17 protein-coding genes and 4 pseudogenes are annotated in these 23909 nt (G+C 64.7%); 10 read left to right on the top strand and 11 right to left on the bottom strand.

Translation table 11 applies throughout. The features are described 5' to 3' along the window. Positions 1–32 precede the first annotated feature (32 nt). From J1M86_RS19825 to J1M86_RS19815, 3 genes are read left to right on the top strand one after another with little or no spacing between them, the layout of a single operon-like run. The gene (locus tag J1M86_RS19825) at positions 33–962 is read left to right on the top strand and encodes a methyltransferase (RefSeq protein WP_241260216.1); all 930 of its coding nucleotides are present in this window, start codon (positions 33–35) and stop codon (positions 960–962) included. Further along, on the top strand, positions 959–1378 hold the full coding sequence (locus J1M86_RS19820; RefSeq protein ID WP_206511057.1) for a hypothetical protein: 420 nt from the start codon (positions 959–961) through the stop codon (positions 1376–1378). The genes J1M86_RS19825 and J1M86_RS19820 overlap by 4 nt, the downstream gene beginning before the upstream one ends. After that, on the top strand, positions 1375–1704 hold the full coding sequence (locus J1M86_RS19815; RefSeq protein WP_206511056.1) for a hypothetical protein: 330 nt from the start codon (positions 1375–1377) through the stop codon (positions 1702–1704). Before J1M86_RS19820 ends, J1M86_RS19815 begins: the two co-directional genes overlap by 4 nt. A gap of 36 nt (positions 1705–1740) precedes the next feature. On the opposite strand, the gene J1M86_RS19810 is transcribed toward J1M86_RS19815, so the two are convergent. Continuing rightward, complete coding sequence (locus J1M86_RS19810; protein WP_206511055.1) at positions 1741–2553, bottom strand: hypothetical protein; 813 nt, start codon at positions 2551–2553, stop codon at positions 1741–1743. A gap of 626 nt (positions 2554–3179) precedes the next feature. Between J1M86_RS19810 and J1M86_RS19805 the strand changes: the two genes are divergently transcribed. The 6 genes and pseudogenes from J1M86_RS19805 to J1M86_RS19780 all read left to right on the top strand — a co-directional run bounded on the left by J1M86_RS19805 (position 3180) and on the right by J1M86_RS19780 (position 11639). After that, on the top strand, positions 3180–4604 hold the full coding sequence (locus J1M86_RS19805; protein ID WP_307786684.1) for a site-specific integrase: 1425 nt from the start codon (positions 3180–3182) through the stop codon (positions 4602–4604). 35 nt (positions 4605–4639) lie between these two features. After that, on the top strand, positions 4640–6421 hold the full coding sequence (locus J1M86_RS19800) for a hypothetical protein (protein WP_141215008.1): 1782 nt from the start codon (positions 4640–4642) through the stop codon (positions 6419–6421). Further along, on the top strand, positions 6418–8271 hold the full coding sequence (locus J1M86_RS26475; protein ID WP_241260214.1) for a hypothetical protein: 1854 nt from the start codon (positions 6418–6420) through the stop codon (positions 8269–8271). Before J1M86_RS19800 ends, J1M86_RS26475 begins: the two co-directional genes overlap by 4 nt. A gap of 43 nt (positions 8272–8314) precedes the next feature. Beyond that, positions 8315–8920, top strand: a pseudogene (locus J1M86_RS19790) (TniB family NTP-binding protein); the annotation flags it as partial. Then, positions 8917–10149: a TniQ family protein gene (locus tag J1M86_RS19785; RefSeq protein WP_206511054.1), complete on the top strand. Its 1233-nt coding sequence runs from the start codon at positions 8917–8919 to the stop codon at positions 10147–10149. The pseudogene J1M86_RS19790 and the gene J1M86_RS19785, both read left to right, overlap by 4 nt. A gap of 393 nt (positions 10150–10542) precedes the next feature. Further along, positions 10543–11639: pseudogene (locus J1M86_RS19780) on the top strand (hypothetical protein). Positions 11640–11768: 129 nt separating this feature from the next. On the opposite strand, the pseudogene J1M86_RS19775 reads toward J1M86_RS19780, so the two are convergent. From J1M86_RS19775 to J1M86_RS19735, 9 genes and pseudogenes are all read right to left on the bottom strand, one after another. Continuing rightward, positions 11769–12418 (bottom strand): annotated as a pseudogene (locus J1M86_RS19775) (PAS and ANTAR domain-containing protein). Between the two features lie 195 nt (positions 12419–12613). Further along, positions 12614–13054, bottom strand: coding sequence for a DUF1931 family protein (locus J1M86_RS19770; protein ID WP_206511148.1), 441 nt, complete (start codon positions 13052–13054; stop codon positions 12614–12616). A gap of 13 nt (positions 13055–13067) precedes the next feature. Then, positions 13068–13991 (bottom strand): annotated as a pseudogene (locus tag J1M86_RS19765) (NAD(P)/FAD-dependent oxidoreductase); the annotation flags it as partial. A 69-nt stretch (positions 13992–14060) separates the two neighbouring features. Then, on the bottom strand, positions 14061–16694 hold the full coding sequence (gene clpB, locus J1M86_RS19760; RefSeq protein ID WP_206511053.1) for an ATP-dependent chaperone ClpB: 2634 nt from the start codon (positions 16692–16694) through the stop codon (positions 14061–14063). Further along, the gene (locus J1M86_RS19755) at positions 16676–17005 is read right to left on the bottom strand and encodes a chaperone modulator CbpM (protein WP_206511052.1); all 330 of its coding nucleotides are present in this window, start codon (positions 17003–17005) and stop codon (positions 16676–16678) included. The genes clpB and J1M86_RS19755 overlap by 19 nt, the downstream gene beginning before the upstream one ends. After that, entirely contained in the window at positions 17002–17940 is a 939-nt protein-coding gene (locus J1M86_RS19750; RefSeq protein ID WP_206511051.1) for a DnaJ C-terminal domain-containing protein, read from the bottom strand. Before J1M86_RS19750 ends, J1M86_RS19755 begins: the two co-directional genes overlap by 4 nt. Positions 17941–17946: 6 nt before the next feature. After that, positions 17947–18471: a nucleotide exchange factor GrpE gene (locus J1M86_RS19745; RefSeq protein WP_206511050.1), complete on the bottom strand. Its 525-nt coding sequence runs from the start codon at positions 18469–18471 to the stop codon at positions 17947–17949. Positions 18472–18479: 8 nt separating this feature from the next. Further along, positions 18480–20354, bottom strand: a complete 1875-nt coding sequence (gene dnaK, locus J1M86_RS19740) for a molecular chaperone DnaK (RefSeq protein ID WP_206511049.1) — start codon at positions 20352–20354, stop codon at positions 18480–18482. Positions 20355–20357: 3 nt separating this feature from the next. Beyond that, positions 20358–20861 carry a general stress protein gene (locus J1M86_RS19735; RefSeq protein WP_005203454.1) on the bottom strand — a complete coding sequence of 168 codons (504 nt, stop codon included), beginning with the start codon at positions 20859–20861 and terminating at the stop codon, positions 20358–20360. An 860-nt stretch (positions 20862–21721) separates the two neighbouring features. Between J1M86_RS19735 and J1M86_RS19730 the strand changes: the two genes are divergently transcribed. Beyond that, positions 21722–22738 (top strand): S1C family serine protease, encoded by a 1017-nt coding sequence (locus tag J1M86_RS19730; protein WP_206511048.1) that lies wholly within the window; start codon positions 21722–21724, stop codon positions 22736–22738. Positions 22739–22922: 184 nt separating this feature from the next. On the opposite strand, the gene J1M86_RS19725 is transcribed toward J1M86_RS19730, so the two are convergent. Beyond that, positions 22923–23747, bottom strand: a complete 825-nt coding sequence (locus J1M86_RS19725) for a TniQ family protein (RefSeq protein WP_206511047.1) — start codon at positions 23745–23747, stop codon at positions 22923–22925. Positions 23748–23909: the final 162 nt, after the last annotated feature.

The raw sequence follows: 23909 nt of genomic DNA, 5'->3' as shown, positions 1-23909 counted from the left end.
TACGCCTGGCTATAGCTGATGGCTGCGAACCGATGAACCGAACCACCACCGACTTGTCTGCGGCCGCTGCGGTGTGCGTCCTCGCTGCACCCGCGCTCGTCGCGTCACGTAACCGATTCCTTGCCCGGACCTACCGAAGGCAGACCTTCATGGACACCACAGATCCCCGCTCGCTCCCGCCGGCCACAGATCCGCACTTGGCCGCGCCCTCGACTCGTACGTTGATCGAGGTCGAGATCTCCACCCTCGACCAACACGGCGACCCTGGGTTCGTACACACCCGCGGGCACTTCCACTCCCCTTCCACCGCGGCCCGGTTCGCGGTGAGCCAAGCGGAAACCGTCGCGGACCTCCGACAGGTCGATACCGTCGCCGCGACGTTCATCCACACCGTCGACGACTCGCTCTGCCTCATCGGGACACCCGGCGAGATAGCGTGCGCTCTCGCCTCGATCCCGGTCTACGCGCCGGGTGTCCGCTCGGCGGAACTACCGCCACCGGGCTATGTCACCACCTCGATCGGGGTCTGGACCGCCACACCGATCGAGCCGCTTCCCGGCGTCGACCCGGCCGACCTGATCGACGTCACGGTGCGCTCGACTCGGCCCGATCCGTTGCCGGACTCGACCACGGTGGCCGGCGACTTCCCTGCCCACGCGGCGCACATCTTCGCCGCCGCTCTCGCCCGCGAGATCACGATGCGCAGCGGCGGCCACAGCGAGGCGACCGTGAAGACGGTGCCAGGGCAACGGCGGCTCGTCGTCGAACACCCGGTGGAGGTCGACGACGCCGACGCCGCGGCTGTCGCCCGCTACACCCGGATCACGCAACTGCGGGCGAACATCGCTGCCCTCGATCCGGTGGCCGACGCCGAATGCGCGGTCGGCCTCACTGCCGAGCTCCACATACTGGAAAGCCATACCCGCCGGTCGTTCGACGACGAATCGGACGCAGTGGCGTGATCGACGTCGGGTGGTATCTCAGCCTCGTCGGGCACCGCACGGCCACCGAGATCCCCGGGGTTATCGAGCGCCTCCAGGCGTGCGGGATCACTGCGGAGATCCTCGACAAGGTTCTCTGCGCGCCGGAATCGCTGCTGTACGCACCCGAACGCGACGGCGAGGACTGGGCGCAGGACTACGGCGGGCCGATCGGTGCCGCACTGCTCACCTCCGAGCTGCTCGCCTACCTTTCCCATCAGCACCGCCTCGCCGCGCTGATCCATCGGGATCTGGTCACCGAGATGGTGGCCACCGACTCCGTGGCCACCATCGCCGGCCATCTCGGGACCACCGAAGCCGCGGTGTCCCGAATGTTTCTCGTCCCTCCCACGTCTCCGGCCACCGGCGACGCACCGACCGAAGGACCCACACCATGAGCACACCCGACTCCCCCGCCCTGTCCGACCTCGACGCCGTGGAGCTCGACATCCTCGCCGAACTGCGCTCACCGGAAGCGGTAGCCACGTTCGAAATGCTGCACAGCACCGTCCGCCCAGAGGCCGGGCCGCGGTTCGTCGAGCTGCTGGCGATCATCAACGAGCTCTCGGGCCCGAACTTCGCCGTCGACGCATCACTCGATCTGCTCGACGCGGTGCAAGATTCGGGTGACCTCGAGGTGGTCGTCGCGGCCGCCCCCACCGTCGACGATCCGATCACCGCGCTCGCTCTCGCACAGGTCTTGCGGAGGATCCGCGAGGACTGACAGCCACACCACTCCGATCGCGAGAAACAGCGGGTTCTAGTGCTGGGGCCAGCCGCGAACGAGCTTGTCGGTGCTCGCGTGCACGGCGTTGAACGCGGCGACGAGGTACGTCAGCCACGACGCTGCGGTCTCCGGATTCGGAACCAGCGTCGACGGGACGGCGTTCTGTTCGTCGTCGGAGAGTTCGTTGAAGTCGCTCGGGTAGTCGGTGGTGTCGCCGTCGACGATGTTCGGTGCGCCGTCGATCTCGTAGGTGATCACGAAGTGGAGCTCGTGCCGGTTCGGGGCGGTGAACTCGGCCGACAGGGCAAGCTCGCCCCACAGTCGCCGGTCGTAGGTGACGGCACCGGAGTTGATCGCGGCCTGCAGCAACCAGTGCGGCGTCCACAGTGCTTGCGGGGTACCGGGTTCGGGCCACTCGAAGTCGTCGTCGAGGACGTCGGCTTTGGCGATGTCGAGGGTGAGCAGCGGCGCGGCCGGCGCAGGGGTTCCGTCGGCTCCGTGTGCGGTGGGTGCGGTCATGGCCGGTGCCTCCAGGCTGTCGGTGTGGGTGTGGGTGACGATGAGGACGCCGAGGTCGGTTCCGATGTTCGCACTGTCCCCGAGAGCGTCGAGCAGTCGTTCGGCCAGAGTTGCGGCGTCAGCGGCGCGGTAGGTGCCCAGGGTGCTCCACGTCGCGGCGTCGTACGAGGTTTCCGATGCCGAGCACACCTGCACGGTCAGCGCACCGCTGCCGGTCGGGACGTGCTCGAGGCCGCCGGAGGCGTCGACGACTGCAGCGATCTGGTCTCGAACGTGCGCGGGCAGGCCTGCGCCGAGAGTGGCGGCGGGCGTGGTGGGCTCGTTCATGCCGTCTGACGCTACGTGTGGCGTCTGTTCGGCGTTTTCACCTGTCGTTGTCACTGTCCTCGTCTTTCGGTTGTGGCCCGCAGAGCACCGTAGTGCCATCCGCCCGTCGTCCGCGTACACGGACCACCCCGCCCGATGGTCAGGATGTGGAGGGTTGCCGAAAAGCGTTGAGTCGGTTGAACGCTGCGCGTTGCGTGGTGCCGAGTTCGACCATGTAGTCGAACAGGTCGGCTTATCCTCACCCCACCTCCAGGCGTCTTCGACGTCATGTGAGCGTCGGCGTGTCGGCTTTGTTTGCACGTGAGCTGATGGTTGCCTACACCCGTACGGGAGGTGGGTGTCATGGCTCGGACGCAGAAGGTGGTACTGCCGGACGGCGGGGTGACCTGGTCTGTCCTCGACCGCGACCACGCAGTAGTAGGCCCTGTCGAGGAATGGCTGGAGTGGCTTCGGGTCGCGTGCGCGTTCAGCCCCAACACAGTGAAAGCGTACTCACGTGGGCTCGCGTTGTGGTGGCACCACGTTTTGTGCACGGATGGACAGATGTCCACGTACTGTTGCCCACCATGCCGAGACCTGGTTGGCGTGTTTGTATCACTCCACACGAGTTGGTGCCGCGGCCAGCGGTGCCGGACACAAATTTGGAGTGGCCTGGGTTCGCGCGGCCAGAGTTGGTGGCCGGCACGCCGTTCCTCATTGACCCATCATTTGAGTATGACATCGAGTTGAATGCCTTCTTCAGATCAGTCGATATGCAGGCGAAGGCGCGCCACACCCAGGTGGGCTACGCCCGCGATCTAGCCGCGTTCTTGAACTTCGTTGCTGTCTCACGAGACAGAGCTCGTTGGTGCGACGTCAACGAGGCTGACCATCTGGCGTACTGGCGCTGGCGCAGGATCGACTCTCAAGGGCCGCACATACAAGGTGCGACATGGGACCGAGAGGTTGCCGCAGTCGACAAGTTCTATCGATGGCAGGTCCGCGCGGGCCATATATTGAACAACCCTGTGCCGCAGAGAGTTCGACGACCAATGCCGTTCGGCGCGGGCCTCGTCCGTCATGACTCTTCGACCACAACACCGGCAACCTACTCGCACGATGCCGCGACGGATCGTATCGAGTGGCTCCCACCCCAGTCCTACCGTTTATGGCGCGATGTCGGGATTCGCGGATATCGCGCCGACGGTGTCCACGACACCGGGTTTCGCGGTCGCTGGGCGGCGCGCAATGCATCATTCTGCGACTTGATGGTGCGCACCGGCATGCGGTTGTCCGAGCAAGCGGCGCTGACGGTATTCGATGTGCCAACAGCTCGCGGTCTCGGGGGCTATCAACGTTTTTGGCTGCCGACGGCCATCGCCAAAGGTCGTTCGGCCCGCCGAGTCTACGTTCCTGAATCCGTGATCGCCGACCTGATCGGGTACGCGACACTCGATCGCGCGGAGGTCATCGCCCGCGCACGCGCCTGCGGACGGTACGAACAGGTTCGCCGCCCGCTCGTGATCCCTGATCCGCATTCGCCGGTCGTCGTACAGACTCGGTCCGGTCTGCGATCGACCGTGAAAGTTTCCAACCTCGATGCCGACGAACGACGCCGCTTGCTCATCGACGGGCCCGATGGCTTGACGCCGGCCGCGTTCTGGCTGTCGGAGTTCGGCACCCCCATCGCGGTCTCGACCTGGAAAGACATGTTCGCAGTCGCCAACACACGGTGTCGTCGAGCAGGAGTTCCTCTGACTGCACATGCTCACCTCCTGCGGCACACGTTCGCGGTGGTGACTCTGGAACAGCTACAGCGCGGACATATCAGCGCGATGACCGAAATGACTGCCGAACAGCGAGGGCAATGGACACAGATCTTCGGTGACCCTCTGGACTGGGTGCGACGTCGCCTCGGACACCGCTCCGTGGTGACAACACAGATCTACTTACACGCGCTGTCGGAATTGGAAATGGAAACGCGAATGATGTTGGTGCCCAACACATGGGAAGATCCCCGCGACACTCCACTCGACGTCTTCGACGTCGCCACTGAGAACAAAACACAGTGAACGGTCGCGGCAGTACCGGCACCGGGCGCCGCGCGATGCTCCCATCTGGCCCGTACACACCGACCGAAGGCGAACACGCCATCGCCTCCGGCCTCACGGTCCGATTCGATGGTGAAGACGGCCGGACTCTGCTGGTGGACGTCGCGAAGATGGCGCTGCCCGGTTGGCACACGGCAGTTGCAGAGGCTCTGGCCCTTGCCCTCGGGGCGACGGGACGCAGCAGGACGCTCAGCTCAGCGAAGGGACTGGTTACGAGGGTGCGATCCATGCTGCGATCCCTCTCGGAACTGCCGGATCCACCGACCGGACCACCGTTGCTGGAGACCGCCCACCTCCAATCTGTCTACAACCAGCGCAGAATCACGCAGAAGGACGTCTACGCCTGGCGAGGCATCGCACTTTTCGGACAGTTCCTGACGTTGCCACCGCTGGTCGATACGGTGAATTCATCAGTGATCGACTACACCTGCCGCCAAATCGGGCAGACCCGGATTGGCCAACCTGGCTACTCGGACGGAGAGTTCGATCGTATTCTCTCAGCCGCTCGGTCAGACATCACCGCATTGCGCGATCGAATTCGACTCTCGGAAGCTGCAATAGGACAAACGGGTGAACAGGAAGGCTTGGAGGGCGACAAAGAGCTCGTCGCGATTGCGGAATCAGGAGTCGTACCCCCGAGCCGGAGCTTCAGCGCGCACGTCGTCAGACTGGAGCTTGCGAGCCGGCTCTATATGACGATCCGGGACCTCGCGCCAATGCTCGTGTTGATGGTGGCGCTGACCGGCCGCAATATCGAAACCATCAAAGAGCTCCCCTGGGAACACCGAATCCTGGAGACACGCGCCGTCGAAGTTCGTGTCATCAAACGCCGCCGCGGCAATCACCGATGGTTCGAGACCGCGACGTGGGAGATCGGGCCACCGGGTCGCGAACTGCACTATCCCGGCGGTCTTTACCTACTGCTACACGAACTGACCACTCGCAGCAGGAACACTTCTGGCAGCGCATCCGTTTGGTCGATCTGGCGTAGCGGCCACAACACCGGCCTTCGCGGTATCGAAGAACATTTCGACCCATTCGCTCGCGAACTGACCGCGACAGCAATCAACCTTGCCGGATGGCGCACCCGGCATTGCCTCCACGCTGACGTCGTCGACGGAACGCCCCCGGCTCCGCTTGCGGTCACCGGCAACCGGATCAAGACCACGGCAGACGTGCGCCGTACCAAACAGATCGGCGGTCACCTCCCGTCCGCTGCCCGGAGCAACACCATCCCGGTTCTGTTCCGGAACTATCTACGCGGAGACCCGACAACACAGGAATGGGCACACACCGTTGTTGCGGCTGCCGTCAGCGACGCCGAATCGAGCGCTCTGGCAGCACACAGACGGGCGCTGCACGTTGCAGGAGGCACACTGAACGTGCAGCCGGAACGCTCCGCCACCAATCCTCACGGGGATACCCCGCCGACGCACACAGACGCAGCCGATACCGCCTGGTCAGCGTGCCGGGATCACGACCACCATCCCGCCACCGGGAGAAGCTGTCGCGCATCGTTTCTCGACTGCTTTCACTGCGGAAACTGCGTGATCACGCCTGATCACCTTCCTGGACTGCTCGGATTGCTCGATGCGCTGGCGGCCCGCCGCGATCAGCTGTCGGAGGCCGATTGGTGGGTCCGATACGGACCGACGTGGGCGGCCATCCGCCATGACGTTCTCTCGAAGTTCAATCGGTCCGAGATCCTGGCGGCAACGGAGATCAAACCCACCGATGCACTTCTCGATCTCGTCGAATCACCATGGGAGCAAACATGACCAACGCCCACCCTCAACCGTCGACGTCGCACCCGTTCGACGAACGATGCGTACTGAACGGGCGGCCGGTGCGCCCGGAGACAGAACTCAGCCGAGCTTCCCGATTCGTAGAGGACGTCTGGGATCTCAGTCCAGCTTTCTTTCAGCAACATCATGTTGCTCTGATCCTCGACTTCACATCCGTGCCGTCTGTCTATCGCACCGTGGCCAAAGAACTTTTCATCGGGCTGCTGGGCGGGCCTGCACCCGCCAGAGGACGCGGCTTACCGAAGGTAGCGACGATTGCCTCGATGTTGCCCACGCTCCGCCACTTCTTCTCCTGGCTCGCTTCGCGACCCAACCTGCGCCAGCCGCTGCTATCGGAGTTGCAACCTTCCGATTTGATTGCGTACCAACTGCATTTGCTCGCGACGCAACCCACTCTCACGGTTCGTGATCGCTATCGCAGTTCGGTTCGGTCGCTCTATCGCTACCGCGGACTCATGGTTACCGATCAGCTGACTTTCGACCCGTACCACATCGATGGTTGGAGCGAGTCCGGCGACAGGAGCGGGCCAGACAACGCGACCGCCAGAATTCCGGAGGCGGTGCTCGGACCCCTACTCACCTGGAGTCTGCGGTTCGTCGATGAGTTTGCATCGGACATTCTCGCGGCAGACCGCGAGTGGCGACGAGTTCGATTGCAAGAAGGGGTAGTTCCGCCCGAGGCAAGGCGTTGGGTAGAGAAGGATCTGGTCCATCTGTTAGCTGAATACCGTGACGCAGAACGCCCACTACCGGGACACAACGGCCAACCGAGCTTTCGCCACCTGTCCCGCCTGCTTGGATGCGATCGCTCGACCTTGCGGACTTACCATGACCTCATCGAGGACACAGCTCGACTGGTCGGGGTCGACAACGATGTCTCGTGTGACGTGGTGATCAACGGACGGATCAACGGGTCCCCCTGGATTGACCGCATCCTGTTCAATCGGCGTGATCGGCAGGCCGGGATCTTGCACCTGCTGTCGGCGCTGAGCGCAGCCTGCTACGTGATCATCGCGTTCCTGTCCGGCATGCGTGACAGCGAGATCAAGCATCTGCAGCGGGGCTGCATCAGCGTCAAACGTGACCCTCACGGCAGGCCCTACCGGTGGATGATCACCAGCCTGGCGTTCAAAGGTGAACGCGACCCCACCGGAGTGCAAGCGACCTGGGTTGTCGGCGCTCCGGCCGCCCGCGCCGTGGCGGTCCTCGAACTCCTCCAACCCCGTAACGAAACCCGGCTGTTCGCACCCTCAACTCATGGCACCGCTGTGCGGATCGGCAAAACCGCCGCCCACGTCAATTTGACCAAGACCACGAACGACCACATCAACAATCTGGTGTCCTGGATCGATGGCTATTGTCGCGCACATGATCTCGCAGAGGACATTCCGGCTGTGAATGCCCAAACGTGGCGGCTGACAACCCGCCAGTTCAGACGAACACTCGCCTGGTTCATCGCACGCCAACCCGGCGGATCCATTGCCGGGGCAATTCAATATCGCCACCAAGCTGTCCAGATGTTCGAGGGCTACGCCGGCACATCGGATAGCGGTTTCCGCGCCGAAGTCGAGTCAGAGGAGGCCCTTGCCCGAGGGGAGGGTCTGATGGCAATGATCGATGCCCACGAACACACCGATCTCGTTGGACCCGCCGCCGACGAAGCCCGCCGACGTCTGAGCGAGCTCGAGTCGAATATCCGATACCAAGGACAGGTCGTCACCGACCGGCGTCGGCACGACCGCTTAACCCGAATGCACCGATCAACTGATGGCGTCGCTGTGAGTTTGGTTGTGCGGCTTCGAGTGGAGTGCGGGCGTGGGTGATCGTCCGACCTCTCGTGCCGGGTTGTTCCACTGGGTCTTTCGCGTCGAGGCCCCGGACCCGTCACCCGGCCGGTTCTACCTCGCACTGCTCACAGCGTTGGGAACACCGACCAGGCCCCGCAATCGGGTCCACGAACTCGAACAGCAAGCATTGATGCTGCTCCGCGCCACCGGCGTACGGATGTTGATCATCGACGAGCTCCACAATGTTCTCGCCGGCCGCGACAACGTCCGCCGCGAATTCTTGAACGTGCTGCGGTTCCTGGGCAACGAACTACGCATTCCTCTCGTCGCTGTCGGAACCCGCGACGCTTACCTCGCCATCCGGACCGATCCGCAGCTGGAGAATCGATTCCACCCCATCACTTTGCCGGTCTGGACCAACACTGCCGACACCAGATCACTGCTGGCCAGTTTCAGCACGAGCTTCCCCCTCCGCAAACCCTCGCACGTGACATCACTGGAGATGACCGACTACCTCCTCACTCGCTCCGAGGGCACCATCGGTGAACTGGCAACGCTGCTCACAGCCGCAGCAGTGACCGCCGTCGACAGCGGAGAGGAAGCGATGACCTCATCGGTGCTCACGCGCACTCCGTACCTCGGCCCCACGGAGCGACGCCGCCAGTTCGAACGCCACCTCGCATGAACGCGCGGCTCGCACCGATGCCCGGTGATGCGTACGTTCGCCCGTGGCCGCTGCACCCGCAGCCACTGCCAGGTGAGGTCCTCTCGTCATGGTTGGCCCGGATATGCGAGCTGTATCCGCACATCAGGCCCTCTGACCTTCTTGCAGAACTCGAAATCGATTGTTCTGTCGAAGATCTCGACCGCTACACACCGGAGCCGATACTTGCCGAGCTGGCCGGTCGCGGCGCAGTCCCGGTAGAGAGGGTGCGGATGATGACGTTGGCGGGGTGGACACCGTGGCTGCTCGACAGCACCGACCCCGCCGACTGCGACTTCGACACCTACGTCCACCAATTCTCGATCCTGCTACCGGCCGACCTCGCGAGGGAGGATCGACGACGCCGCACACCCACGAGCGAAGCATGGTTGCCGTGGGCGAGCACTCCGCGCAGTCGGGCATGCCCGGAATGTATCGACAGCCTCGAATCCACTGCTGATATCAACATGACTCTGCTGCATCAATATCCGGTGCTGAGCAGCTGCCTCGACCACCGTTGTCGACTCGAACCCTGCTCTGCTTTCCCTGGTCATGCAATTTTCTGGGATCAGGTCCGGTTCGGTTCGGACGAACGGGTCTCGCCCGTTCCGGTTCCCTCAGCGGTCACGGACCTCGATCGGCGCAGCACCGAGGCTCTGACAACGGGATGGGTGGAACTCGGCCCAGGCCGGGTACATGCCGCAGTGTGGTTCCGGCTTCTGCGCACCGTCGTCGACGAAGTGTCCACGCCACTGGTTCGCACCGGACGGTGGGCGACGAGGCTCGTTGCGATCTGGAAGGCCGCCGGTCGTTCTCGCCCGTTGCGGACCGCGTGGGTTCCGTTCGAGGACCTGCACTGGGACGAGCAGGCGAAAGTCCTCAAGGCCGCGGCGATCGCCATTGCGATGGTCGAGAGCGGTGAGATCGATGCCGGCGGTGCGCACGCATCTCTGCTGAGCCCACGACCGCATGAGCCGGTCGATCCCGGGACAGCTCCGACGCGCTCGTCTTACCCCGCACCCGAGCGCGATTTATGGGCTGACGCGCACGCTGCGGCCGAGGCCGCCATCGCGGCAGCGCGCGTCGATCCCGCATCCGCCAGTTCGTTGTACAACTTCCTGCGCATGGGGTGCCGCACCGCGGCGGAGCTGGATGAGACGGTGCAACTGTTCCTCGACCACGGGATCCCGTTGCACCATCCGCCGACATAGCTCTCGCCCGATGGAGCGGGGTCGTCTGCGATGCACGCGCGGCGACTGTAGGTTCCGCGGATCGGTGTCACTTCGCGGATCTCCGACCTGCAGGTTCTCGCCGTCGTGTCAGTGCCTTATTCCCACGAACTTGTCAGAATCCTCAGCCCGGTCGCTATCCCGTAAGGAGATCGATGCCCAGTCATTGGCCCGTTTGCCCCTAATGGATCGATCAGCGGGGTGCACCGAGCGGACCAGATCCCGCGGGTTGTGGTCGTGTCCGCGGTGCATCCTCAGACGCTGCGGGGTGTCTACCGGACACGGACTGGCAGCCGATATCCGTGGCGGGCGCTGTGATCGACTCGCACCCACAGCCTGGAGTTTGGGGACACACCGGGCGGGTACGCGAAGGCGGTGACGGCGAACGAGCATCTGCAGGCGGGGCACTCCGGTGCCGCGGGTGAGCAGGTTTCGGTGCTGCTGATCGCGGATCCGGGCGAACCAGCGGCTCTTGCCGAACGCATCGCCGACTACCTGCCGGAACGCCTGCAAAGCCCTGACCGGCCCGAGCGCCGGTGGACGACCTGTGTGGCCGCAAACCGTACCTGCCGGACGAGCAAGCCGATTTCACCGATGTCATCGACACGGTCGATCCGTCCTCCGAACAGGAAGACATCGTCGTGTATCTCACCGATCTGCCGCGCCGGGAGGACACCCTGCCGGTGGTGGCCGACGTCAGCGTCGACCACAGATTCGCACCCATCTCGGTCGCCGGTGTGGGCGGCGTCCGGATCGAGCGCCGCATCCGCACCGTCACCGAACTCGCGCTCGCCCGCGTTCTCGGTGAACCCGAACTCATGCCTCCCGGCGCGGCGCGACGGTACCCGTGTGTGCAGATCAAGGACGGCATCCGATACTTGGCGCCCTCGGGACTGCGGCGACTGCGACTGCTGTCGGGGATGGTGCGGGCCAACCGGCCGTGGCGACTGGTCACCGGACTGTCGAAGGTGCTCGTCGGCGCCTTCGCCACGGGTGCGATCGCACTGGCCACCAACACGATCTGGTTGTTCGCCGACACGATGGGCCCATGACGGATGAGTGCGGCGACGGTCCTGTCGATCGTGGCGATGATTCTCTGGCTGCTCGTCGAACACGAACTGTGGGAACGACCGAAGTCGCCGGAGGAGCGCGATCGTTCGGTGCTGTACAACACCGCCACCGTCGTCACCCTGGTCATCGGCGTGATCGTCCTCCACGTGGCTTTGTTCGGCCTGCTGCTGTTCACCGCGTGTCTGACTCTTCCCCCGGAACTGCTGTCCCGCATTCTCGGGCACGGGGTGAATTTTTCCGACTACCTCACCCTCGCCTGGCTACTGGCGTCCATCGCGACCATCGGTGGGGCGCTCGGGTCGGGTCTCGAGGACGACGCCGCCGTCAGGGAGGCGGCGTACGGGGTCCGGCAGCGGCAACGCATCGAGCAGACGCGACAACCGTCGAACGAGGCGGGATGATCATTGCCGGCGCAGCGCGCGCGACCCAGCCGTCCCCGGATGCGCGGGTGCCAGATCAGGTGCTCGACCGGTCGGCAGCCCGGTCCAGGTTTCGTTTGACTCCCTACACCCCGCGGGACTGTCACTCACTCAGCCCTGTTGCCGGGTTCGCTGGTGGGCGGTGAGCAGAAGGTGGTCGAACCGGGTCCGTAGGTCCGCAGCGGGTTCGCACTCGACGAATCCGGTGACGAGTTGTTCGGCGATCGTGCGAAGTCGGGTGTTGGTCTGTTGGGAACACCAGGTGAGAACGTCGAAGGCGCGGTCGGCGGGTATCCCGTAGACCAGCATCAGTGCGCCCGCGGCCTGTTCGATTACCGCCCGTGACTCGGCGAGTTCGGCGACCGCCGCGTCGACCGACTCCTTGACATCGCTGCGGTAGGACTGGGTGATGTCATGTAGAAGCCGGTGGTCCCGATCACGGCGTCTGTGTCGTCGTGCAAGAGGTCGCCGACGACCACGACGAGGTGAACTTTGCCGGCGGTGTCGATGATGCGGTGTTTGCTGCTGAACGGTTCGGCGTCACTGATCATCCGTTCGAGGACGCGGGCGACGCGCCGGTGATCCTCGGGATGCTTGTGGGACAGCAGCAGTTCGGTGGTCGGCGTGACGTCCCCGGGCCGGTAGCCGTGCATCTGGGCGACGGCGTCGGACCATTCCCACCGCTGACCGTCGAGGAAGAATCGGAAGCTGCCGACCCGCTGCGGCTCCCCACCGAACACCTGCTCTGAATCCGCCCCAATTTCTCTCGCACCAGGCACGGCGTCTCACTCCCGCTCGCTTCTCAGGCGTGCGCTCTAGCTGGACTTCCCGCTACGGCCAAGGCCGAGATGGACCCGCACACGTCCTGCACGTTTGCGATTTGGGTGACGGTGTAGTCGCCGACGTCGCAGTGGGGTGGGAAATCGATCTCTGTCGCCCCCGGCAGCCGCCCGGGGTCAGAGCAGTAGGTGGAAGATGTCGAAGGCGACGCTCCATTCGGCGGTCCCGGGGTTCTTGCGGTCCGGCTCGACCGTGACGAAGGTATGCGCCAGCGCCACGCTCAGGCCTCCGGCGATCAGCGGCAGTCGTTGCTCGGTCTCCTCGGAGAGAGCCACGTCCAAGGGTGGCCGGGCCGTGAGCTGATCGAGCAGCGGTTGAAGTTCGATCTCCTCGTCGAGTTTTTCGAACCGGTGGATGCTTTCCTGCAGCCCCTTGGTGATCGGCAGGTCCCACGGTTCGATCACGTCGCGCAAGTTTGCTTTCGCGGAGGCTTTCCCGATCAGGATCAGGTCGTAGATCTTGTCGTCGATGAAATCGGTATAGCGCTTGAGGTCGTTCCGGTCGACCTGTAGTCCGGCCGCTGCCCTGAAGAACCGCTGGAATTTCACGGTGCCCATCACTGGCATGTCGTCAGCTCCTTTCGAAGTATTCATGGATTTGGCGTACGGCCATCGCTCCTTCACCGACGGCGGATGCGACTCGTTTCACCGAACCGCGGCGGATGTCGCCCGCCGCGAACAGGCCGGGCAGGCTGGTTTCGAGCGTCCTGGACAGCCCGGCGCTGATCGGCCGGTTGCCGTCTCCTCGGGCGTGGACCGCGTCCATGCCGGTGAGGACGAAGCCGTGGTCGTCGAGTGCGATCGTGTCGGCCAGCCACCCGGTGTGCGGCGTCGCCCCGATGAAGACGAACAGGGCGTGCACCCGGATCGTGTCCTGGTCGCCCGTGCGATTGTCCTCGACCACAATTGCTTCGAGGTATTTCTCGCCGTGGACCTGACGAATCTCGGTGTTCCGGTGCACGGTGACCCGCGGATGCCGCTCGATCTGGTCGACCAGGTATCGGGACATGCTCTTTCCGAGGTCACCGCCGCGGATGAACAGGTGAACGTGGGGGACATGGTCGGCGAGGAAGACGGTGGCCTGTCCGGCGGAGTTTCCGCCGCCGACGATGGCCACCGGGTCGGTGCCGCATATCCGTGCTTCCTGATGCGTCGCGGCGTAGTACACGCTTGTTCCTTCCAGTGCCTCGATCCCCGGAACGGCCAACTTGCGATATCGCGCCCCGGTGGCGAGCACGACGGCCCGGGCGTGCACCGACCCGCCGTCCGCCAGTCGGAGCACATGGTTCCCGGCCTCGGAGCCGAGGCCGGCGACGTCCGCCGACACCAGGAGGCGGGCGCCGAATTTCCCGGCCTGGATTATGGCGCGCTCGGCCAATTCGGCGCCGGAGACCCCTGCCGGGAAGCCCAGGTAGTTCTCGATCCGGGAGGAGGTACTGGCTTGGCCGCCGGCGGCGATCGACTCCAGTGTCACCGTGTTCAACCCGTCCGAGGCGGCACCTTGTTGATCTTGCCGCAGTGCGGGCACTTCACCTTGTCGGATCCCATGACCAGTTACCTCTTCTCAGGCCGCCGCGACGGCGGGTTCGGCATACGCGACGGCAAGCTCGCCGCCGTCCACCGTGACGCTGATGGTGCCGTCCGGTTTGATCTCGCCGCGCAACAGCGCACGACCGATCTTGGTTTCGACCTCGTGGGCGATGTACCGCCGCAGCGGCCGCGCACCGTAGACCGGGTCGAAACCGTGTTCGGCGATGAGCCGGCGTGCTTCCGGCGTGATTTCCAGGTGTATCTGTCTCTCCGACAACCTGTTTCGAAGGTCGGTGAGTTGCAGTTCCACTATGTACTCGATCTGGGGCAGGGTGAGTGGGGAGAACAGCACGATGTCGTCGACCCGGTTGAGGAATTCGGGGCGGAAATGCCCGCGCAGTTCTGCCATCACCCGTTCCCTGGCGTCCGGCTTGATCTCGCCGTCGGCTGTGACCCCGTCGAGGAGATGCTGGGATCCGATGTTGGAGGTCATGATGATCACCGTGTTCCGGAAATCGACTTGCCTCCCTTGAGAATCGGTGATCCGGCCGTCGTCGAGCACCTGCAGCAGGGTATTGAAGACGTCGGCGTGGGCCTTCTCGATCTCGTCGAAGAGCACCACGGAGTACGGCTTACGCCGCACCGCCTCGGTGAGCTGGCCACCTTCGTCGTACCCGACGTATCCGGGAGGTGCACCGATGAGCCGACTCACCGTGTGCCGTTCCTGGTACTCGCTCATATCGAGGCGCACCATGTTGTCTTCACTGTCGAATAGGGCGCTGGCCAATGTCTTTGCAAGCTCGGTCTTTCCGACGCCCGTCGGGCCCAGGAAAATGAACGAACCGATCGGTCGACGAGGATCACGGATACCGGACCTCGCCCGGATCACAGCGTCCGCGACCAGTTGCACCGCCTCGTCCTGACCGACGACCCGCTCGTGCAGGATCTCGTCGAGCTTCAACAACTTCTCCCGCTCACCTTCTTGCAGCCGGGCGACCGGGATACCCGTCCATGCGGCCACGATCTCTGCGATCTCGTCTTCGGTGACCACTTCACGCAGCAACGGATTTCGGCCTTGTCTGGTGGCCAGTTGCTCCTCCGCCGCCTCGAGCCGGCGTTCGAGCTCGGTGATCTCGCCGTATCGCAACTCGGCTGCCCGATTGAGGTCGTAGTTGCGTTCGGCGGCCTCGGCCTCGACGCGCAACCGTTCCAAATCTCCTCGCAGTTCTTGCACCCGCCGGATCGCCTGCCGCTCCGCCTCCCATTGAGCGTGCCGGGCGTCTGCCTCGGCCCGCAGGTCGGCCAGCTCCTTGCGCAATTCTTCGAGGCGCGCTTTGCTGGCCGCGTCCGTTTCCTTGGACAGTGCGGCCTCTTCGATCTCCAGACGGGTCACCTTCCGGGTGAGCTCGTCGAGTTCGGCAGGCATCGAATCGATTTCGGTGCGGAGCCGAGCGCATGCCTCGTCTACGAGATCGATCGCCTTGTCCGGAAGGAAGCGGTCGGTGATGTACCGGTGCGAGAGGGTCACGGCGGCCACCAATGCACCGTCTTGAATTTTCACGCCATGGAACACCTCGAGGCGTTCTCGAAGTCCGCGCAGAATCGAGATCGCATCCTCGGCACTGGGCTCGTCGACGAGAACGGTCTGGAATCGACGCTCCAGTGCCGCATCGGATTCGATGTGCTTGCGATACTCGTCGAGAGTGGTGGCACCGATCATGTGCAGTTCGCCGCGTGCGAGCATCGGTTTGAGCATGTTGCCGGCATCGAGAGACCCCTCGCCGCCGACCGAGCCCGCTCCGACCACGGTATGCAACTCGTCGACGAACAACAGGATGCGCCCCTCGGCAGCCTTCACCTCGGACAGCACGGCCTGCAGTCGCTCCTCGAACTCGCCGCGGTACTTCGCACCGGCCACCAGAGAACCCATGTCGAGCGAGAAGATCGTCTTGTCGCGTAGGCCCTCGGGCACGTCGCCGCGGACGATCCGCTGGGCGAGACCCTCGACAATCGCAGTCTTACCTACACCGGGGTCGCCGATCAGCACCGGATTGTTCTTCGTTTTCCGGCTCAAGATCTGAGTTACCCTGCGTATCTCGGCATCCCGGCCGATGACCGGATCGAGTTTGCCTGCCCGCCCCTCGGAGACGAGGTCGCGCCCGTACTTCTCCAATGCCTCGTACGCCCCCTCCGGGGTTGCCGACGTGACACGCTGATTGCCGCGCACCCTCGTCAGCGCCGTGAGGAAGGCGTCCCGTGTGACCCCGTGACTGGCGAGGACCCGACCGGCCGCGCTGGCCGACCCCTCCTCGGAGAGGGCCATCACAAGATGCTCCACCGACACGTAGGAATCCTTGAGTCGCTTCGCCTCCCGCTCTGCGGCATCGAGCAGCTTGGCCAGACGCTGGGTGAACATCACCTGACCGGGTGTCGCGCCGGGGCCGCTGACCTTCGGCCTACGCGACAGTTCACGTTCCAGATCGGATCGCAGGGCATCGACGTTCGCGCCGGCCTGCTCGAGCAGTCGGGGCACCAACCCTTCCTGCTGATCGACCAACGCGAGCAGCAGGTGCTCTCCGTCGACTTCGGTGTGGCCCATTCTGGTCGCGACGTTCTGGGCTTCCTGCAAGGCTTCTCGTGACTTTTCGGTCAGGCTGCCGGTGTCCATGGGGGTGTCCTCCTTCTGCGGGCCGCTGTTTCGAGTTTCTCGATTCGATCCAGCAGATCGAGCACGAGCCCGATTGCCGAGTAGTTCAGGCCCAGGCCGGTCCGCAGCCGTTGGATGCGGGCGGCGTGGGTCACTTCGGATGGGTCGAACGACATCTCTCCGCCGGCGTAGCGGTGGGCGTCGAGCAGTCCGAGAGCCACAAGCTTTCGTGCCAGGTCGGGGTGCAGCCCGGTACGTTCGGCGAAGGCATCTGGCGACAAACCGGCACGGCGAACCAATACGTACTGGGTGACCGGGGTCGGGGTGCTCATGTCTCTTTCCTCGGATCGAAGTTCGATTCGGCGCCCAACTGCTCGAACAGCTCGCGTTCACGTGCTGTCGGTTTCGACGGAACCATCACCTTGATTTCGGCGTAGAGGTTGCCGTTGGCGCCCCGCGGATTGGGCATTCCCTCTCCGCGCAAGCGCAGCTTCCTACCAGTCGAAGAGCCAGGCACCACTTTGACTTTCGCCTCGCCACCCGGGGTGGGAACGACGACTATCGACCCGAGAACCGCCTCCCATGGCGATACGGGCAGATCGACGTAGATGTCCCGACCCTGCACGCGGAACCGTGAATGCGGCTTGATCCGCACCACGAGGTACAGATCCCCAGGCGGCGCGTCACCGTTGCCCCGGCCTCCTTGCCCGGCCAACCGGATTCGCTGGCCGTCCAGGACACCGGCCGGAATGTCGACGTCATACTGCCGTCCGTCCAGTCTGAGAGTGCGTTTTCCGCCCCGATACGCCTCTTCCAGAGCCAGTTCCAGTTCCGCTTCCTGATCGGCGCCGGGAATCGGCCCGAACCCGCCACCGCCGCCGAACATCTGCCCGAAGAGGTCCTCGAAGTCGACGCCGCCCTCGCCACCGACACCGTGACCGAAGTGCACCCTTCTGCCCCCGCCCCCACCGCCGTACCCGCCGCCGCCGAACCCGCCGCCGTACCCACCGGCGCTTGCCCGCACCCGTTCGTCGTAATCCTCGGGCACACGCCGGAAGTCGTCACCGAATCGGTCATAGCGTTTCCGGGTGTCCGGGTCGGACAACACCTGATAGGCCTCGTTGGCCTCCTTGAACCTGTCCTCCGCAGTGGGATCCTTGTTCACGTCGGGGTGGTACTTGCGGGCCAGCTTGCGGTACGCCTGCTGGATTTCGTCGGTGCCGGCGCCCCGCGGGACCCCGAGCACTTCGTAGTAGTCACGCGCCATCGGTGCTCACCCCTCGGGGCGGCTGACGACCACCGCGGCGGGCCGCAACTGTCGCCCGTCCTCTCCATAACCCGGGCGCAAGACCTCGACCACGGTCCCGGACGGAAGGTCGGGTCGGGTTACCACACTGACCACCTCGTGGAGTTCCGGGGAGAACGGCACACCGACCTCGTCGTGGCGCTCGAAGCCGAACCGTGAGAGCACCTGCACCGCCTGATCCCGGATCGCCTTCACACCCTCGACGACGGCCTGCGGATCGCTGCCCGCATGGGCCAGCGCAAGCTCCAAATTGTCCAGTACCGGCAGCCACGCCGCCGAAACCTTCGCCACCTCCGCGGCGCGTTCACGATCCAGATCCTTGGCATACCGCTTGCGCAGGTTGTCCAGATCTGCGACGGCCCTGCGCCAACGGTCCTCGAGTTGAGCCCGCTCGTCTGCCGTCTCGGCGCGATCGGACTCGGTCTTGCTTTGATCCGTGTCGGCGCTGTTGGTAGTCGGCTCAGTCGTCGAATGATCTGCAGACCTTTCCATCGTGTGCCTCAGCTTCGATCGAATTCGGCGTCGATCACGTCGTCGTCATCCGACGACGCAGCATCAGCGCCGCCTGCTTGGCCGTCGTCCGACTGGTCCGGCGCGAGCCCGTAGAGCAGCTGTTGCAGCTCCGAGGTGAGTGGCTGAACCTCTTCGGGTGAAGCGCCGTCCTGCACGGCCTTTCGGGCGTCGGCAACCAGCATCTCGGCCCGCGCCTTCTCATGCGGCGGGGCACTGTCACCGAGTTCGGCGAGTCGCCGCTCCACTTGATACGCAACCGAATCGAGCCCGTTGCGCGCGTCGACCGCCTTGCGCAGCGCCTCGTCCTCACCCCGGTTCCGTTCGGCCTCCGCCAACATGCGCTCGACCTCACCCTGATCCAGGTTGCCCTGTTCACTGATCGTGATGCTCTGTTCCTTGCCGGTATCCTTGTCGCGAGCGGTGACGTTCAGGATGCCGTTGGCGTCGATATCGAAAATGACTTCCACCTGGGCCTCGCCACGTGGCGCGGGGCGGATGTCTTCCAGCCGGAACCGGCCCAGCACCCGGTTGTCGGCCGCACGTTCGCGTTCGCCCTGCAACACCACGACGTCCACGGCGGACTGATTGTCTTCCGCCGTGGAGAACACTTCGCTGCGCCGTGCCGGGATCGTCGTGTTCCGCTCGATGATCTTCGTCATCACCCCGCCCTGCGTCTCGACGCCGAGGGACAGTGGGGTGACATCGAGTAACAACACATCGGAAACCTCGCCCTTGAGCACGCCTGCCTGGACTGCGGCTCCGAGGGCAACGACCTCGTCCGGGTTGACGCCCATGTGGGGGTCCTTGCCGCCGGTCAGCCGGCGAACCAGCGCCTGTACAGCCGGGATACGTGTCGAACCGCCGACCAGTATCACTTCGTCGATGTCGTTGGCGGTGACCTTGGCGTCACTCATGGCCTGCTTCACGGGGTCGAGGCAGCGTTCCACCAGATCGGCAGTCAAATCATCGAACTTCGATCGCATGATCGTGGTGGTGAGGTGCTTGGGACCGTTCGCGTCAGCGGTGACGAAGGGCAGGTTTACCTGGGCCTGGGTCACCGAGGACAACTCGACCTTGGCTTTCTCCGCGGCCTCGAAGAGGCGCTGCAATGCCTGCGCATCCTTGCGCAGATCGATGTTCTCCGCGCGCTGGAATTCGTCGGCGAGGTAGTCCACCAGGCGTCGGTCGAAGTCGTCGCCGCCGAGGTGGGAGTCGCCGGCCGTGGAACGAACCTCGACCACTCCCTCGCCGACATCGAGCAGACTCACATCGAAGGTTCCGCCGCCGAGGTCGAAGACCAGTACGGTTTCGTGGGTCTGTTTGTCCATGCCGTACGCGAGTGCCGCAGCGGTCGGTTCGTTGATGATCCGCAAAACCTCGAGGCCTGCGATACGGCCGGCGTCTTTGGTGGCGTTTCGTTGCGCGTCGTTGAAGTAGGCCGGAACGGTGATGACCGCTTCCTTGACCTTCTCACCGAGGAACTTGCTCGCGTCGTCGACGAGCTTGCGCAGCACGAGGGCACTGATCTCCTCCGGCGCGTACTTCTTTCCCCGCACGTCGAATCGGGCCTCACCATTGTCACCCGGCACGACGTCGAAGCTGACCGCTTTGGCCTCCTCGGAGATCTCGTCGTAATGACGTCCGATGAAGCGTTTCGCCGAGTAGATCGTGCCCTTCGGATTCAAGATCGCCTGCCGTCGGGCAAGCTGACCCACCAGGCGCTCGCCGCTCTCGGTGAACGCCACCACCGAAGGCGTCGTCCGTGCTCCCTCGACATTGGAGATCACCACCGGCTCGCCGCCTTGCCAGCTTGCGATGACCGAGTTGGTTGTGCCCAGGTCTATACCCACAGCAGTCGCCATGACTCATTCCTTTCGATCGGTCCGGCCGGTGAGCAAGCGGACGGCTTCGTCCGCGACCTCGACATCGGCGAGGACTTCGTAGTGACGTGGTTGTAATGACTGGATTGAGGTGAAGTCGCGCCGGCCGCCCTGCAGCGCATACATGAGCAGGCCGAGCAGAGCGCCCACAACGGCACCGAATACCAACCCGTAGAAGGCGAGCGCGAGGCCCGTGAGCAGCGGCTGAACCCAATCGAGTAACCCGAAGATCCAGCCGAACAGCGCACCCGTCAGCGCGCCCGCGGCGGCGCCGCGCAGAGCGGCCCAGCCGTAGTTCAATCGGCCGACGATCTGCTCGACCAGCTCGATGTCGCGACCGACGATGGCCAGTTTGTCTACCGTGAAATGCTGGTCGGAGAGGTAGTCGACGGCGCTCTCGGCGTCGGCATAGGTGTCGAATGTCGCAATCACCTGGCGAGCAGGTGGGTGTGGACTTACGGCGGAGGTTCCGCCACTGGACTCTGACATTACGCCCCCTCGGCGTCGATGTTGTGGGGTTTCGCCGAGCCTGTGCGTACCGGTACGGCCCGGCCCTCGGTCAACCGGTTGGGCTCACGAACGGCCCAACCGCAATGCGAGTTCTTCATCCGCCTTCGGGCGGTCAACACAATTCGCCTATCGACAGTCCTGGCTTGCAATCACTGAGATGACGCTAACCCTTGTCGGGGGTCGACGCAATCGCCTATCGGGCGTCGACAATAGAGGCGCAATGGCGTCCATACCTGCCCTGGGCATAGATGTCCGCCGGAACCCGCTCGATCGAGGCGACCGGTACACGCAACTCCGGGTACCGGCCACTACTGCGGTGCGTCCACGAGTAGAACTCCCGATGCAGTCATCTTCGCAGCCGACGCGGTGAGTGGCAAGGCCCGCACAAGTCGAAAGCGGGAAGCGAATTCCGCAATGACAGTACAGTCGCTGACACGCTGGCAATAGCCGTTCCTTCATGCTCACGTACAGGAGCAGGTGCTCGATGGCGGAACGACAAGTTCCTGGCGCCGAGAGAAACCGGCGGGAGAAATCCATTTTCCAAACGGTCGGTTTATCCATCCACTGGAGCCATGCCCACCGGATTCCACTGGGCGGCAACCGAATCGGAGACGCTCCAGATTAGAATTGTATGAAAACGTTGGCAGCGCAACAAGATACGAAGCATCTTGGCTCTCAGTGGTGGAGCATGCGCGCTGCCGTTCGTCGATGCCGGTTGCCTGGGTGCATCGAAGCGGTTCGGTGACCGGTCTCGGGCGCCGCCGGGGGTATGTTGATCGGGTGGGCCCGCTCGCGGCAGGTGCAAGTAGGAGACCGATTCCTCACGGAGGTGGTGGCTGATGCGCGTACCGTCGACCGTACGTTCCTCGATCTGGGTGCCGCTGGTCGCGATCGTGGTCCTCCTCCTCGCGGGATGCGGCGCCTCGGCTCCCACCACCTCGACGCCCTCAGCGGGACCTGCCGTAGACCTGCCGGCACTGGTCCGGCAGGTGGAGGCCTCGGTCGTCACCGTGCTTACCGGGTCCGGCGTGGGCAGCGGCATCGTCTACAAGACCGACGGCACTGTCGTCACCAACGCCCACGTGGTCGAGGGTGCCCGGCAGGTGAGTGTGGCCTTCGCGGACGGGCAACAGGTGTCCGCGAACGTGCGGGCCGTCGATCGTGTGACCGACGTCGCGGTCCTTCAAGCGGACCGCACGGATCTGACTGCGGCGACGTTCGAGACAGCGTTGCCAGAGGTCGGCGCGCTCGCCGTAGTCGTGGGCAGTCCGCTGGGGTTCGAGGCCACGGTCACCTCGGGCATCATCTCAGGATTGCACCGTCAGATCCCCGGGTCGGCTTCCACCGGGGCGCCGCTGGTCGACCTGATCCAGACCGACGCCGCGATCTCGCCGGGTAACTCCGGGGGTGCCCTGATCGACGGACAAGGGCGGGTCGTGGGGATGAGCCAGGCCTACATTCCCCCGTCGGCGGGTGCGGTGGCTCTGGGCTTCGCCATCCCCGCGGCGAATGTCGTCGACGTCGCAGACCAACTGCTGGCCTCGGGAACTGCCCAGCATGCGTACGTCGGCATTCAGCCCGGCGCGCTGAGCCCGCAGATCGCCGAACAACTGGCAGTCGACCGCACCAGCGGTGCCGTCGTCCTCGAGGTCGTCCCGCTCGGTCCGGCTGCGACGGCGGGTATCCGGCCGGGCGATGTCATCACCGCGGTCAACGGCCACGACATCGAGTCGGCGGAGGACTTCATCGCGGCGCTCCGTGCCCTCGACCCGGGCGATCGAGTCGATTTGACCGTGCTCCGCGGTGGCGAGACCCTGCAGATCTCGGTCACAGTGACAGACCGCCCCGCCAGCTGAACGACTATTCCAAGAACGACCAAAACGGGGCGGGCGGGATCTGTGTTGCGGGCGGTCCGGCCCGCAGCGTTGCGGGTATCGCAGGCGTTGAGCAGCATTACCGTCCGCGTGTCCTTGGGACACAAAATTGGGAATACCAACTTCAACTTCGGGTCAGCCACGAACTGGGTGGACTGTCCTGTGCTCATCGGATTTGCTGACGCTCCTGATGGGCGCCGAGGGTGGCGAGGGCCTCGAATCGGGTCGTCGCGGCCGTCCTGTCGTATCGGGAGGTGGGATCGTCGATGTCGGTGGCCTCGGCCAGCGCGGTCAGATACCGCTGGGCCGTGCACAGGTCGTCGTTGGCCTCGATTACGGTGGCGTCGCGCAAGTCGTGCCGGCAGAACGGACGCACCTTCCGATCGGCGCTCTCGCGCGGACACCGTTGGGGGCAGTGCCATGGCGGGCCGTGGCTGCCGAGCCAGGTGGTGTCGGAGAATGGCACCTGCCCGCAACCGGGACACCGGGTCTGCAACCGCAGTCGGTGCCGCAGGCAGATCGGAAGCAACGGGTGCGCCCATTGCCTCTGCCAGATGCAGTCCGGCTCGGCGAGACACCGTGGACAAAACCGGGACCCGCTGAAGTGGTGCCGGATCCCGCGGCGGTGCGCGAGGTAGCGGCCGAGCGAGGCCTCGGCCGGCCAACCACACAATGCCGGCGACAAGGCCCGCGGCGCGAGGCCGAGGCACCAGGTGATCTCCCGCGAGCACTCGGCGACCTGGTCCAGTACACGGTCGACGGTGGCGGGCCGGGAAGTGAAGCCGAACTCCCGCAACAACTGCGCCGGAGACAGCTGGTACCGGGAGGCGAAATGCAGCAGCCATCCGGGGATGGCCTCGCCGGGGCGGATCGGGACGGTGATCGGCCAGCGGTCGATGTCGTAACCGCCGGGAATCGGCCTCAGCCGCGCCGCCGGGGGCGCGGTGGAAGGTGTGGGGTCAGGCCGTGCGGGCGGCGGATTCGCCGGCATTGTCGATGGTGGTCGCGGCGATCAACTCCGGGGTGATCGTCTCGGTGCCGGAGGCGATCGCCACGCCTCGTGCCACACATGCCTTCCCGCTCGGGTTGCGGCGGGCCATAATTCGCCTTTCACGTGCCCGGCTTGCCGTCTTCGGAGCTGGGCCTTGACACC

The sequence above is a fragment of the Rhodococcus sp. KRD197 genome (assembly GCF_017168235.1).
Taxonomy (GTDB): Bacteria; Actinomycetota; Actinomycetes; order Mycobacteriales; family Mycobacteriaceae; genus Rhodococcoides.
This window is presented reverse-complemented; position numbering and strand designations above follow the sequence as displayed.

Coding starts and splice junctions, on each gene's coding strand:
- J1M86_RS19825 (WP_241260216.1), top strand. CDS start 33: ATGAACCGAACCACCACCGACTTGTCTGCGGCCGCTGCGGTGTGCGTC.
- J1M86_RS19815 (WP_206511056.1), top strand. CDS start 1,375: ATGAGCACACCCGACTCCCCCGCCCTGTCCGACCTCGACGCCGTGGAG.
- J1M86_RS19810 (WP_206511055.1), bottom strand. CDS start 2,553: ATGAACGAGCCCACCACGCCCGCCGCCACTCTCGGCGCAGGCCTGCCC.
- J1M86_RS19800 (WP_141215008.1), top strand. CDS start 4,640: ATGCTCCCATCTGGCCCGTACACACCGACCGAAGGCGAACACGCCATC.
- J1M86_RS26475 (WP_241260214.1), top strand. CDS start 6,418: ATGACCAACGCCCACCCTCAACCGTCGACGTCGCACCCGTTCGACGAA.
- J1M86_RS19785 (WP_206511054.1), top strand. CDS start 8,917: ATGAACGCGCGGCTCGCACCGATGCCCGGTGATGCGTACGTTCGCCCG.
- J1M86_RS19770 (WP_206511148.1), bottom strand. CDS start 13,054: ATGGGCACCGTGAAATTCCAGCGGTTCTTCAGGGCAGCGGCCGGACTA.
- clpB (WP_206511053.1), bottom strand. CDS start 16,694: ATGGACACCGGCAGCCTGACCGAAAAGTCACGAGAAGCCTTGCAGGAA.
- J1M86_RS19755 (WP_206511052.1), bottom strand. CDS start 17,005: ATGAGCACCCCGACCCCGGTCACCCAGTACGTATTGGTTCGCCGTGCC.
- J1M86_RS19750 (WP_206511051.1), bottom strand. CDS start 17,940: ATGGCGCGTGACTACTACGAAGTGCTCGGGGTCCCGCGGGGCGCCGGC.
- J1M86_RS19745 (WP_206511050.1), bottom strand. CDS start 18,471: ATGGAAAGGTCTGCAGATCATTCGACGACTGAGCCGACTACCAACAGC.
- dnaK (WP_206511049.1), bottom strand. CDS start 20,354: ATGGCGACTGCTGTGGGTATAGACCTGGGCACAACCAACTCGGTCATC.
- J1M86_RS19735 (WP_005203454.1), bottom strand. CDS start 20,861: ATGTCAGAGTCCAGTGGCGGAACCTCCGCCGTAAGTCCACACCCACCT.
- J1M86_RS19730 (WP_206511048.1), top strand. CDS start 21,722: ATGCGCGTACCGTCGACCGTACGTTCCTCGATCTGGGTGCCGCTGGTC.
- J1M86_RS19725 (WP_206511047.1), bottom strand. CDS start 23,747: ATGCCGGCGAATCCGCCGCCCGCACGGCCTGACCCCACACCTTCCACC.